11 protein-coding genes are annotated in these 12,588 nt (G+C 72.8%); 4 read left to right on the forward strand and 7 right to left on the reverse strand.

The genetic code is table 11. From position 1 onward, the window contains the following. Positions 1-39 precede the first annotated feature (39 nt). The 4 genes from infB to rimP form a co-directional block, all read right to left on the reverse strand. A complete protein-coding gene (gene infB, locus Aiant_RS15055; protein WP_189328902.1) occupies positions 40-3,162 on the reverse strand; it encodes a translation initiation factor IF-2 in 3,123 nt (1,040 codons plus the stop codon). Between the two features lie 107 nt (positions 3,163-3,269). Beyond that, positions 3,270-3,656: a YlxR family protein gene (locus Aiant_RS15060; protein WP_189328987.1), complete on the reverse strand. Its 387-nt coding sequence runs from the start codon at positions 3,654-3,656 to the stop codon at positions 3,270-3,272. Then, entirely contained in the window at positions 3,634-4,650 is a 1,017-nt protein-coding gene (gene nusA, locus Aiant_RS15065) for a transcription termination factor NusA (RefSeq protein WP_189328901.1), read from the reverse strand. Before nusA ends, Aiant_RS15060 begins: the two co-directional genes overlap by 23 nt. Beyond that, complete coding sequence (rimP, locus tag Aiant_RS15070) at positions 4,647-5,261, reverse strand: ribosome maturation factor RimP (RefSeq protein ID WP_189328900.1); 615 nt, start codon at positions 5,259-5,261, stop codon at positions 4,647-4,649. Before rimP ends, nusA begins: the two co-directional genes overlap by 4 nt. Positions 5,262-5,457: 196 nt before the next feature. Here rimP and Aiant_RS15075 point away from each other — a divergent pair, with 196 nt between their 5' ends. From Aiant_RS15075 to Aiant_RS15085, 3 genes are read left to right on the forward strand one after another with little or no spacing between them, the layout of a single operon-like run. Beyond that, complete coding sequence (locus Aiant_RS15075; protein WP_229829865.1) at positions 5,458-5,910, forward strand: hypothetical protein; 453 nt, start codon at positions 5,458-5,460, stop codon at positions 5,908-5,910. Between the two features lie 11 nt (positions 5,911-5,921). Further along, on the forward strand, positions 5,922-6,350 hold the full coding sequence (locus tag Aiant_RS15080; protein WP_189328898.1) for a ferritin-like domain-containing protein: 429 nt from the start codon (positions 5,922-5,924) through the stop codon (positions 6,348-6,350). A gap of 15 nt (positions 6,351-6,365) precedes the next feature. After that, positions 6,366-7,076, forward strand: coding sequence for a nucleotidyltransferase domain-containing protein (locus tag Aiant_RS15085; RefSeq protein ID WP_425322671.1), 711 nt, complete (start codon positions 6,366-6,368; stop codon positions 7,074-7,076). Between the two features lie 37 nt (positions 7,077-7,113). Here the strand turns inward: Aiant_RS15085 and Aiant_RS15090 are convergent, their stop codons facing one another. After that, positions 7,114-7,740, reverse strand: a complete 627-nt coding sequence (locus tag Aiant_RS15090) for a VIT1/CCC1 transporter family protein (RefSeq protein ID WP_425322695.1) — start codon at positions 7,738-7,740, stop codon at positions 7,114-7,116. Between the two features lie 68 nt (positions 7,741-7,808). Next, positions 7,809-8,666, reverse strand: coding sequence for a type I methionyl aminopeptidase (map, locus tag Aiant_RS15095; protein WP_189328895.1), 858 nt, complete (start codon positions 8,664-8,666; stop codon positions 7,809-7,811). A 79-nt stretch (positions 8,667-8,745) separates the two neighbouring features. Here map and Aiant_RS15100 point away from each other — a divergent pair, with 79 nt between their 5' ends. Then, positions 8,746-9,066 carry an STAS domain-containing protein gene (locus Aiant_RS15100; RefSeq protein ID WP_189328894.1) on the forward strand — a complete coding sequence of 107 codons (321 nt, stop codon included), beginning with the start codon at positions 8,746-8,748 and terminating at the stop codon, positions 9,064-9,066. Here the strand turns inward: Aiant_RS15100 and Aiant_RS15105 are convergent. Further along, positions 9,047-12,553 (reverse strand): SpoIIE family protein phosphatase, encoded by a 3,507-nt coding sequence (locus Aiant_RS15105; RefSeq protein WP_189328893.1) that lies wholly within the window; start codon positions 12,551-12,553, stop codon positions 9,047-9,049. The two genes, Aiant_RS15100 and Aiant_RS15105, sit on opposite strands and share 20 nt — an antisense overlap. Positions 12,554-12,588: the final 35 nt, after the last annotated feature.

Consider the following 12,588-nt stretch of genomic DNA (forward strand, 5'->3'; position numbering starts at 1 on the left):
GCGGGTAACCCGCCGGGGCCGCTGACCATCAGCCGGGGATCACGCCCGCGGCTTCTCGCGCATCTCGAAGGTCTCGATGATGTCGCCGATCTGCGGCGTGCCGAAGCCACCGAAGGTCAGACCACACTCGAAGCCCTCGCGCACCTCGGTCGCGTCGTCCTTGAACCGCTTGAGCGAGCTGATCGTGACGTTCTCCGCCACGACCGTGCCCTCGCGGATGATCCGCGCCTTGGTGTTGCGGCGGATGAGACCGGTCCGGACGATACAGCCGGCGATCAGACCGATCTTGGACGAGCGGAAGACCTCGCGGATCTCCGCCGTGCCCAGCTCGACCTCTTCGTACTCCGGCTTGAGCAGGCCCTTGAGCGCCGCCTCGATCTCCTCGATGGCCTGGTAGATCACGCTGTAGTAGCGGATCTCCACGCCGGCGCGGTCGGCCATCTCCTTGACCTTGTTCGAGGCCCGGACATTGAAGCCGATGATCGTCGCGGTCTGCTCCGACGAGGCCGACGCCAGGTTGACGTCGCTCTCGGTGATCGCACCGACGCCGCGGTGGATGACCTTGAGCTGGATCTCGTCCGGAATCTCGATCTTGAACAGCGCGTCCTCGAGAGCCTCGACCGAACCCGAGCTGTCGCCCTTGATGACCAGCGTGAGCGAGGTCTTCTCGCCCTCCTTGAGCTGGGCCATGAGCGTCTCGAGCGTGGCCTTGGCGCCGGAGTTGGCGAAGGCGGCCGCACGACGGCGCGCCTGACGCTGCTCGGCGATCTGGCGGACCGTGCGGTCGTCCTCGGCGGCCAGGAACGTGTCGCCGGCGCTGGGCACCGACGTCAGACCCAGGACCAGCACCGGACGGGCCGGACCGGCCTCGGCGACCTGCTTGCCGTTCTCGTCGAGCATGGCGCGGACGCGGCCGTGCGCGCCACCCGCCACGATCGAGTCGCCGGCCCGCAGCGTGCCCTTCTGCACCAGGACGGTCGCGACGGCGCCGCGGCCCTTGTCGAGGTGAGCCTCGACCGCGACACCCTGAGCGGGGCCGTCGATCGGGGCGGTCAGCTCCAGCGACGCGTCGGCGGTCAGCAGGATGGCCTCGAGGAGGTCGTCGATGCCGATGCCGGGCTTCGCCGCGACGTTGACGAACATCGTGTCGCCGCCGTACTCCTCGGCGAGCAGGCCGTAGTCCGTCAGCTGCTGCCGGACCTTGTCCGGGTTGGCGTCCGGCTTGTCGACCTTGTTCACCGCGACCACGATCGGCACCTCGGCGGCCTTGGCGTGGTTGAGCGCCTCGACCGTCTGCGGCATCACGCCGTCGTCCGCCGCCACCACGAGGATGACGATGTCGGTGACCTGGGCACCACGGGCACGCATGGCGGTGAACGCCTCGTGACCCGGGGTGTCGATGAAGGTGATCGCCCGCTCCTCCCCCTGGTGGGGGACGACGACCTGGTAGGCGCCGATGTGCTGGGTGATGCCACCCGCCTCGCCGGCGACCACGTTGGTCTTGCGGATCGCGTCGAGCAGCTTCGTCTTACCGTGGTCGACGTGACCCATCACCGTCACCACCGGGGGACGGGTGACCAGACGGTCCTCCGCCACCTCGGCGTCGAGGTTGATGTTGAACTGCGCGAGCAGCTCACGGTCCTCGTCCTCGGGGCTGACGATCTTGACGTCGAAGCCGAGGTGCTCACCGAGCAGCAGCAGCGTGTCGTCGGAGACCGACTGCGTCGCCGTGACCATCTCACCCAGGTTGAACATCTCCTGGACGAGCGAGCCCGGGTTCGCGTTGATCTTGTCGGCGAAGTCGGACAGCGAGGCGCCACGCGACAGCCGGATCTCCTGACCCTGACCGCGCGGAGCACCCGAGCTCATCTGCGGAGCCGACAGGTTGTCGAACTCTTGACGCCGCTGCTTCTTCGACTTGCGGCCACGGGTCGGCCGGCCGCCGGGACGCCCGAAGGCACCCGCCGCGCCACCGCCACGACCGCGACCACCGGCACCGCCGGGACGACCCGGAGCACCAGCGCCGACGGGACCGCCGCCACCGGCACCGGGGCCACCGCCACCGGGACGGAAACCGCCACCGCCGCCACCACCGGGACGGAAGCCGCCACCGCCGCCGCCCCCACCGGGACCGCCACGGAAGCCGCCGCCACCGCCGCCGCCACCGGGACGGAAGCCACCGCCGCCGCCACCGGGGCCGCCACGGCCGCCACCGGGACCGCCGGGACGACCGGCGCCACCGCCGGGGCCGCCACGGCCGCCGCCGGGACCGGCGGGACGCTGCGAGGGCATGGACGCGGGGCTGGGCCGCGGCGGCATCGACGCCGGGCTCGGCCGCGGCGGCATGCCGGGCTGGTTGGGACGCGGCATCGAGGCCGGCGACGGACGCGGACCGGCCGCGGCGTTACCGGAGACACCGAACGGGTTGTTGCCGGGACCACGCGCGGGCGGCCGCGGCGAGCCGCCGGCCGGACCCGGACGGGGACCGCCGTGACCCTGACCACCCTGGTTGCCACCGGTGCGACCCGCGGCCGGGGAACCCGGACGCGGCGGCATGCCACCCGGACCCGGACGAGGACCACGGGGGCCACCCTCGGTCGGGTTCTGCGGGCTGGGCCGGCGTTCGGCGTCCCGCGCGCGGGCTGCCTGAGCGGCCTGCGCAGCCTTGACGGCGGCCTCCTGCTCGGCCTTCAGCGCCTGGGCGCGTGCCTCGGCGGCCGCCACCTCGATGTCGTGCGCGCTGGCCGGCTTGGCGACCGGGCCGGGCCGCGGGCCCGGACGACCGGGCACCGGGTTCGGCCGGGCGGTGGGCCCGGGCGAGGGAGCCGGCGAAGTCGGGGCAGCCGACGGGCCGGGGCCGGGCGTGGGCCCGGGACGGCGCGGGGGCTGCGGACGGACCGACGGCGGGCCGGGACGCGGCGCCGAAGTCGGAGTAGGGGCACCGCCGGTCGGGGCGGAAGCGGGCGCGGCCGAAGCGGACGGAGCCGCCGGGACGCTGCCGCTCGCCTCGAGGGCGCCACGCAGCCGCCGGGCCACCGGGGCCTCGACGGTGCTGGATGCGGACTTAACGAACTCGCCCATGTCCTTCAATGTGGCGAGCACGGTCTTGCTGTCGACCCCGAGCTCTTTCGCGAGCTCGTGTACGCGGGCCTTGCCTGGCACTGCACTCCTCATCTCGAGGTCGTGCGAGCAGTACCCGCAGCGACCTCACTCGTGCACTAGAAGCCTGGTCATTTCAGGGACTTCATCGAGTGCTCATCTGGGTCGTCCTACCTTGCTGGGTCGTGACGGGGCGGCAACGCCTCGTCATCGGTGGTTCCGCACGGCACGGAGACCGTGCGGATGTGCTCGGCAAGCAGTCCGGCGTCAGCAACACCGGTGAGACGCAACGCACGCCCGAAGGCGCGACGTCGCTCCGCCTGCGCGAAGCAGGCCGGATCGGGATGCAGGTGCGCTCCCCGGCCCGGCAGTCGGCGGCGCGGATCGGGCAGAAGCCGGAGGTCATCCCCGGATCCGGCCGCGACGAACCGCAGCAATGAAGCGGCCGGCGCGCGGTTGCGGCAGCCGACGCAGGTTCGCGTCGGGCCGACCAAGGGCAAGTCTACCCCTCGATCGCGGCGACCGCGTATCCGGTCAGTTCCCCGCCTCGGCCGCATCACGGTCCGCGACTGGAGCGGGTTCGTTGTCCGGGCGGATGTCGATGCGCCAGCCGGTGAGCCGGGCGGCGAGCCGAGCGTTCTGCCCCTCCCGGCCGATGGCCAGGGACAACTGGAAATCGGGCACGGTCACCCTGGCCGTCCGGGTGGCCGCGTCGACAACCTCCACACGCAGGGCTTTCGCCGGGGAGAGCGCGTTGCCGACGAAGTGAGCCGGGTCGTCCGACCAGTCGATGATGTCGATTTTCTCGCCGTGCAGCTCGCTCATCACCGCGCGGACCCGCTGGCCCATCGGGCCGATGCAGGCGCCCTTGGCGTTCACACCCTGGACCGTGGAGCGGACCGCGATCTTCGTACGGTGACCTGCCTCACGTGCGATCGCGGCGATCTCGACGGTGCCGTCGGCGATCTCCGGAACCTCCAGCGCGAACAGCTTCTTGACCAGGGCCGGGTGCGAGCGGGACAGGGTGATCTGCGGCCCGCGGAACCCCTTGGCGACGTGTACCACGATGCAGCGGATCCGGGACCCGTGCTCGTAGGACTCCCCGGGGACCTGCTCGGACTGCGGCAGCACCGCCTCCAGCTTGCCCAGGTCGACGATCACGATGCCTTTCTCGGCACGCGCGGCGTCGGCCTGCACCACGCCGGTGACCAGGTCGCCGTCGCGGCCCGCGTACTCACCGAAGTGCTGCTCGTCGGTGGCCTCCCGGAGCCGCTGGAGGATCACCTGCTTGGCGGTCATGGCGGCGATCCGGCCGAAGTCGTGCGGAGTGTCGTCCCACTCCCGGACCACCGTGCCGTCCGCGTCCAGCTCCTGCGCCAGCACCGAGGCGACGCCGGTCTTGCGGTCGATCTCCACCCGGGCGTGGCTCTCCGCGCCGTCGGTGTGCCGGTACGCGGTCAGCAGCGCGGTCTCGATGGCCGCGAGAATCGTCTCGAACGGGATCTCCCGCTCGCGCTCCAGGGCGCGCAGCGCCGCGAGGTCGATGTTCACTCCTCGCCCTCCCCTTCGTCGTCGTCATCTTCGTCTTCGTCGCCGAAATCGGCCTCGTCCATGCGCTTGAACTCGATCTGGACCCGGCCGGGTCCGAGATCGGCCCACGGCACCTCGCGCGGGGCGCCGTCCACCTCCAGCGTCACGCCGCTGTCGGCGGTGCTCAGCACCCGGCCGGTCAGTCCGTTCACCGCGACCAGGCGGCCGGTGTTGCGGCGCCAGTGCCGTGGCTCGGTCAGCGGCCGGTCCACCCCGGGCGAGCCGACCTCCAGCTGATACTCCCCCGCCAGCAGCTCGCCGCCCTGCTCCTCGGCGCTGTCCAGCGCCTCGGAGACCTCCCGGGAGACGGTCGCCACATCGTCCAGGCTGATCCCGCCGTCGGTGTCGATCAGCACCCGGACCACGAACCGGCGGCCGGCCCGGGTCAGGGTGAGGTCCTCCAGGTCGTATCCGGCCTTGGTGATCACCGGCTCGACCACCTCGCGGAGCCGGGCGCGGGCCGCGGTCAGATCGATCCGCGGGGCGACGGGAGTGCTCCGGGTCTCCGGCTGGGTCCGCCGGCCACCGGGGCGACCACCGGGCCGGGCCCCGGCGCGACCACGCTGCGTCATCGGGCTCGACCTCTCGCTAGTTTTTGTGCTGCAACGACTATATGCCGCCGGGCAGTCCTCGGCCCCGCGGCTGACGCAGAGCGTAACGCGCGGACTCCCCGGACGGCGCGGCGCCGCACCAAAACCACCTGATCCGCAGGTCAGCGCTCCCGGACATCATCCGGTAGAGGGGATGGTGTTGACTGGCGCGGTGCGGATGAGCGATGGCGGACACACCCGCCGCCGGGTGCTGGGCACGGCCGGTGGGCTGGCCGGCCTGGTCACGCTGGGCGGTTGCGGGCTCTTCGACGACGAGCCGGAGCCGGCCCCGGCGCCGGACCCGTTGCAGCCGGTGCTGGACGAGGCGGTGGCGCTCGCCGGGTCGTATCAGCGGCTCGCGGTGACCCAGCCGGCACTCGCGGCGTTCGCCACGGCGCACCGCGCGCACGCCGCCGAGCTGGCCAAGGTGATCGGCACCACGCTCCCGTCCGGCTCGGCCGCGCCCTCGGCCGCCACCGGGGCCGGGGACACCGTGGCCGCGCTGCGCCAGGCCGAGCTCGCCGCGCAGAAGACCGCGGTGGCCGCGTGCAAGGCGGCGCCGGCCGAGCGGGCCGCGCTGATCGGATCGATCGCCGCCGCTCGGGCGACGCACGCGGAAGCCCTGCGCTAGGTTTCCCGACCATGAAAGAGCAACTGGCCGGGGCCCTGACCGCCGAGGAGGCGGCCATCTGGGCGTACGGGCTGATCGGCGTGCACCTGCGGGACGGCGCCGAGCAGGACCAGGCACGGGCCGCCGAGGACGTGCACCGGCTGCGCCGGGACTACCTGGTCGGCCGGCTGGCCGCGCTGCGAGCGAGCGCCGCGCCCACCCCGGCCGGCTACCAGCTGCCGTTCCCGGTCGAGGACCGCGGCTCGGCGCTGAAACTGGCCGTGCGGATCGAGGACGGGGTGGCACAGGCCTGGCGCGTGGTGCTGCCGGTCACCGAGAGCACCGAGCGGGTCGACGCACTGTCGGCTTTGACCGACTCCGCAGTTCGTGCGACGAAGTGGCGCAAAATCGCCCAGGTCACGCCGCTCACCCTGATCTTTCCGGGCCGCCCGACCCCCTGATCGGGACAGAATGAGGTGGTGATCGACGAGATCGACACCACTTCCCTGCGAGGCGCCCTGGCCGACCGGCTCGCCGACGCGATCCAGCACCGGTGGGCGGCCGAGGTGCAGGCGATCGGCGTGGCCGGTTCGATCGCGCACGGCGACGACACCGACAGCAGCGACGTCAACCTGGTGGTGGTCACCTACCGCCCGCGGACCGGGCCGCGATCGACCCTGCGCAAGGTCGACGGCGTCCCGGTCGATCTGCGTGTGCTGGCCGCCGAGGAGGCGCTGGCCGAGGCCCGGCTGCTGACCGCGCGCTGGCCGCTGCACGCCGACCGGTACATGCACACGTTCCCGCTGCACGATCCCAAGGACTTCTTCAAGGAGCTGCGCGAGGCGCACCAGAACCTGCTGACCGAGGCCCGGCCGGCCGAGTTCAGCCAGCTGGCCCGGCACAACTGGGCGATCGCGAACAGCGCCCGGCAGCGGGCCGTCCGGCTCACCCAGTGGTACGACACGGACGCCGCGCTGGTGACGATCGCCGAGGCCCGGGTGCACGCCGCGCTGGTCGCCGGCTTCCTCACCCGCACCTGGTTCCGCAACCAGGCCGACGCGGTGAAACGGACCGGGGTGGCCGCCGCCGACATGCTGGAGCTGGGCGCGATCCTGAAATACCAGGCGGACGAGCTGGCCGCCCGCGGCCGTCCGGTGGACGGCACGCTGGGCGCGCTCTTCGACTGACGATCAACACCCGATTTCGGTACGCCCGGAGCCCCGCTCAGGCGACGTTGACCCCGATCACCGCGCCCACGCCGTAGGTGAGCACCGCCGCGAGCAGCCCGAGCAGCAACTGCCGCAGCCCGCCGAGCCACCACGGCCGGGCCGTCAGCCGGGAGACGATCGCCCCCGCGGCGAACAGGCCCAGTCCCCCGACGGCCAGGGCGGCCCACAGATCGTCGTACCCCAGAAGGAGCGTGAGCAGCGGGATCACCGCGCCCACCGCGAAACAGACGAACGAGGACGCCGCCGCGGTCCACGGGCTGGCCAGCTCGTCCGGCACCACGCCGAGCTCCTCCTGGGCGTGCACCCGCAGCGCCTGCTCCGGATGTGCCTTGAGCACCTCGGCGACCTGCCGGGCCAGGTCCGGCGGCAGGCCGCGGGCGGTCCACGTCTCGACCAGCTCGTCGGCCTCGCCGTCCGGGTTGACCCGCAGCTCGTACAGCTCCTTGTCGAGCTCCGCGGCGATCTGCTCGTTCTGCGTGCGGACGCTGGTCCACTCGCCGATGCCCATCGAGATCGCGCCGGCCACCAGGCCGGCCATCCCGGTCAGCACCAGCAGGTGCCGGTCGGTGCTGGCGCCGCCCACGCCGGCGATCAGCGCGATGTTGGTCACCAGGCCGTCCATCGCGCCGAACGTCGCGGCCCGCAGCCAGCCGCCGGAGACGTCGGCGTGGTGGTGCTCGACGATCGTGGTCACGGCAGCGTCAGGATCTCGACGCCGTCGTCGGTCACCACCAGGGTGTGCTCGAACTGGGCGGTCCACTTGCGGTCCTTGGTGACGACCGTCCAGCCGTCCTTCCAGATCTCGTACTCATGGGTGCCGAGGGTGATCATCGGCTCGATGGTGAACGTCATCCCCGGCTCCATCACGGTGTCCAGCCGGGGGTTGTCGTAGTGCGGCACGTAGAGGCCGGAGTGGAACGTCTCGCCGATGCCGTGCCCGGTGAAGTCGCGGACCACGCCGTAACCGAACCGGCGGGCATAGGCCTCGATCACCCGGCCGATCGCGTTGATCGGGCGGCCCGGGGCGACCGCGCGGATGCCCCGCATCATCGCCTCGTGGGTCCGCTCGACCAGTAGCCGGGCCTGTTCGCTGACCTCGCCCACGCAGAACGTGGCGTCGGTGTCACCGTGTACCCCGTTCAGGTACGCCGTGACGTCGACGTTGATGATGTCGCCGTCCTCCAGCACGGTGGAGTCCGGGATGCCGTGACAGATCACCTCGTTCAGCGAGGTGCAGCAGGACTTGGGAAAGCCCTTGTAACCCAGGGTGGACGGGTAGGCCCCGTGGTCCAGGATGAACTCGTGCACCACCCGGTCGATCTCGTCGGTGGTCACGCCCGGCTTGCAGTGCTCGCCGGCGAGCTGGGTGGCCTGGGCGGCGATCCGACCGGCGACCCGCATCTTCTCGATGGTCTCCGCGGTCTGCACGTGCGAGCCCTGCCACTGTTTGGGGCGCTTCTTTCCGACATATTCGGGGCGGACGATGTCGGCCGGGACCGATCGCCAGGGTGACTGCTTTCCCGGCACTAGGGGCGCACGAACGGTCATGGCAACAGCCTATCCGCCGGGTGAACCGGCGATCGGCCCCGTCCTTGCCGCTCCTGTGGCTCTGTGAAATCGTGTTCTGGTGGATCAAGATGGCCAGGACCCGACATTCTCGGCGAACGGCGCTGTCTCCGGCGACCGAGTCACCGTCACGGTGACCGGCGAGGTGGACATGGCTACGGCCGACGCGCTCTTCGCGGCCGCCACCCCGGCCGGTGTCACCGGCGCGACGCTCGACCTGCGCGCGGTCACCTTCTTCGACTCGGCCGCGATCCACGCGCTGATCCGGCTGGCCGAGCGGTTCCCGGGCACCCTGGAGGTCCTGCCGTCCGGCCGGGTCCGCCGGGTGCTGGACATCTCCGGGCTCAGCGACCAGCCCTGGCTCAAGCAGGACCGGGGCTGATCGGCCGCCGCAGGGTGACCGCCGTCCCGGTCGGCGACCGGTGCACGGCCAGCTCGGTCAGCGCCCCGATCAGCGCCAGCCCGCGCCCGCGGAACCCGGCGTCGGTGGCCGGCCGCCAGCGCCCGGTGTCCCGCACGGTGACCACGATCGTGTCCGCCTCGACCGAGGTCTCCACCGTGATCACCGGCTCGACCGGGTCGATCGGGTGCTCGATCGCGTTCGCCGCCGCCTCGGAGACCGCCACCGTGAGGTCGAACACGTCCGGCTCCGGCACGCCGTGCGCGGCCAGGAAGTCCTCCAGCCGTTTGCGCAGCACGCTGAGCCGGTTCGGGTCGGCGGGCAGCCGCATGACGAACTCGCGCGGCTCGGTCACCTCGAGCGCGATCAGCGCGATGTCGTCCCGGTGGGCCTGCCGGGTGGCCTTGGCCAGCAGCGCGTCCAGCAGATCCTCGACGTGCTCGGTGGGCTTGGCCACCTCGGTGGTCAGCTCGGCCAGGCCGGCGTCGATGCCCTGCTTGCGGTCCTCGACCAGCCCGTCGGTGTACAGCAGCAGCCGGTCGCCGGGCTCCAGCCGGGCCTCCCGGGTCGGATAGGGCACCTCGCCCAGCGCCCCGATCGGCGGCCCGAGCGCCGCGCGGTACAGGAACGAGCCCGGCTCCCCCGGGGTGACCCGGATCGGTGACGGGTGGCCGGCCGAGGAGTAGCGCAGCACCCGGGTGTCCGGATCGAAGCGCACCACCAGCACCGTGGCGAACTGCCGCCGGCCCAGCGTGTCGACCAGGCGGTTGAGGCGGCTCAGGGCCGGACCGCAATCGAAACCCTCCAAGACGTACGCCCGGAGCGCGTTGCGCAGCTGCCCCATGGTGGCGGCGGCCTGCACGCCCTTGCCCACCACGTCCCCGATCACCAGGTAGAGGCGGCCGTCCGGGCCGGCGATGACGTCGTACCAGTCGCCGCCCACCCGGGCCTCGCTGCTGCCGGCCACGTACCGGCTGGCCACCACGGCGCCGGGGACCCGGGGCAGGGACTGCGGGAGCAGGCTGTGCTGCAACGTCCGGGCGATCCGGTGCTCGCTCTCGTAGAGCCGCGCGTTGGCCAGCCGCAAGCCGACCAGCCGGGCCAGCTGGGTGAGCAGCTCCGGCTCGACCGGTCCGCCCGGCCCGGACCAGACCCGCAGCTCGCCGAGCGAGGCGCCGGCCGTGTCCGGCAGCGGCAGCACCAGGTCCGGCTCGGCGGCCGCCTCGGCGCCGCCGTCCCGCTCGGCCCGGGCGTCCGGGGCGGTCACCACCACCCGGCCGGCCGAGGTCATCGCCAGCACGTGCCGGGCGGCGACGTCGAGCACCTCGGCGGTGCCGGCCACCGCGTTCAACGCGACCGCGGCGTCGACCAGCCCGCCGAGCCGGCTGACCGTCTGCTGGCGCAGCTGGCCGAGCTCCAGGTTGGCCCGCACCCGGGCGGTCAGCTCCCGGGTCGAGAACGGTTTCACCAGGTAGTCGTCGGCGCCGGCGGCCAGCCCCTCGACCGCGGACTCCTCGCCGGCCCGGGCGGAGAGCACCACGATCGGCACGTCCCGGGTCCGCGGGTCGGCGCGCAGCGCGGCGATCAGCCCGAAGCCGTCCAGCCGGGGCATCATGATGTCGGTCAGCACCAGGTCGAACGGCCGGTCCCGGGCCAGCTCCAGGGCCGACGCCCCGTCCACCGCGCCGACCACCTCCCAGTACGGACTGAGCAGCCGGGTGACGTGTTCCCGCAGGTCGGCGTTGTCGTCGGCGAGCAGGATCCGGCCGCCGGCGCTCGGCGGGACCGCATCGGCGCGGCCGCCCTCCCCGGTCCACCAGACCGCCTCGTCCACCCAGAGCCGCGGGTCGGCGGCGCCGGACGGGACCGGGTCGTCGCTGACCCGGTCGGGCGGCAGGTGCCCGGCGCCGAACGGGATCCGGACCTGGAACTCGCTGCCGGCCTCCGGCTCGCTGCGCACCGCGACCGTGCCGCCGTGCAGTTCGGCCAGCTCGCGGACCAGGGCCAGCCCGATGCCGGTGCCCTCGTGGCTGCGCGACCAGGCGCCGGTGACCCGGTGGAAACGGTCGAACAGCCGGGGCTGCTCGCGGGCCGGGATGCCCACGCCGGTGTCCCGCACGACCAGCTCGGCGTGGCCGCCGGTCACCCGGACGTGCACCTCGATGGTCCCCTCACGGGTGAACTTCACCGCGTTGGAGAGCAGGTTGAGGACGATCTTCTCCCACAGTTCGGGGTCGACGTACACCCGCACCGGCGACGACGGCGTCGTGATCACCAGGTCCAGCCCGGCCCGCTCGGTGGCCGGCCGGAACGAGGTGGCCAGCCGCGCGGTGTGCGCGGCCAGGTCGGTGGGGCGGTAGACGGCACGGATCCGGCCGGACTCCAGCCGGGAGAAGTCCAGCACCGTGTTGACCAGCTTGAGCAGGCGCAGGCCGTTGCGGTGCACCGGGAGCAGCCGGTCGCGCACGGCGCCGTCCACCGCCGAGTCCACGAGCAGGTCCTCCAGCGGACCCAGGATCAGCGTCAGCGGGGTACGGAACTCGTGGCTCACGTTCGAGAAGAACGCGGTCTTGGCCTCGTCTAGGGCGGCCAGTTCGGCGGCCCGGCGGCGTTCCAGCTCGTAGGCCCGCGCGTTGGCCACCGCCCGGGAGATCTGGGCCGCGGCCACCTCCAGGAAGTCCCGGTAATCGCCCTCCAGCCGGAGCAGCTTGCTGACCCCGAGGACCAGCGCGCCGACCGTGCCGGTGCCGTCCCCGATCGGCAGCACCAGCGCCTCCTCCCGGGCGCCCGCCGGCGGGTCGGCAAGCTCCCGCAGCGGGATCCGGTCCCGCTCCGGCGCCTCGCCCAGCACCAACCGGGCGAACGGCACGTCCCCCGGGTTCTCCGCGAGCACCGCGACCGCCTCGGCGGCCAGCGCGGCCGGGTCGGACAGATCGGCCAGCCGCCGGCCGAGCGCGGCGAGGGTGCGCACCCGCCGCTCGCCGAGCACCCGCCCGGTGGTCTCGGTGACGATGCACATCGCCCCGGAGACCGTCCCGTCCCCGGCACGCAACGGGTCGTACGAGATGTCGAAGTACGTCTCCTCCAGGAAGCCGTGCCGGTCCAGGGTGAACAGCAGGTCGTCGGCGTAGAACGCCTCGTCGCTCTCGGCCACCCGGCGCAACAGCTCGCCGACCAGGTCCCACGTCTCGGCCCACATCTCGCGGCCGGGCCGGCCCAGGTACGCCGGATGCTTGGCGCCGGCCACCGGGATGTACGCGTCGTTGTAGAGCACCACGTGCTCGGGGCCCCAGAAGATGCAGATCTGCGTCTTCGAGGCGAGCGCCGTGACCACCGCGTCGACCAGCTCCGGCGGCCACCGCGCCGGATCACCGGCCGGCGAGGCGGACCAGTCCACTTCGGCCATCCGGCGGCCCATCTCGCCGCCGCGCTCGAAAGCGGTGCGCAGGCGGGCCGGCAGGGCGCCCATCGAAGCCTCCCGTGGGGGGTCGGTGGCCGGGAAGC

Origin of the sequence: Actinoplanes ianthinogenes (genome assembly GCF_018324205.1) — a bacterium.
Taxonomy (GTDB): domain Bacteria; phylum Actinomycetota; class Actinomycetes; order Mycobacteriales; family Micromonosporaceae; genus Actinoplanes; species Actinoplanes ianthinogenes.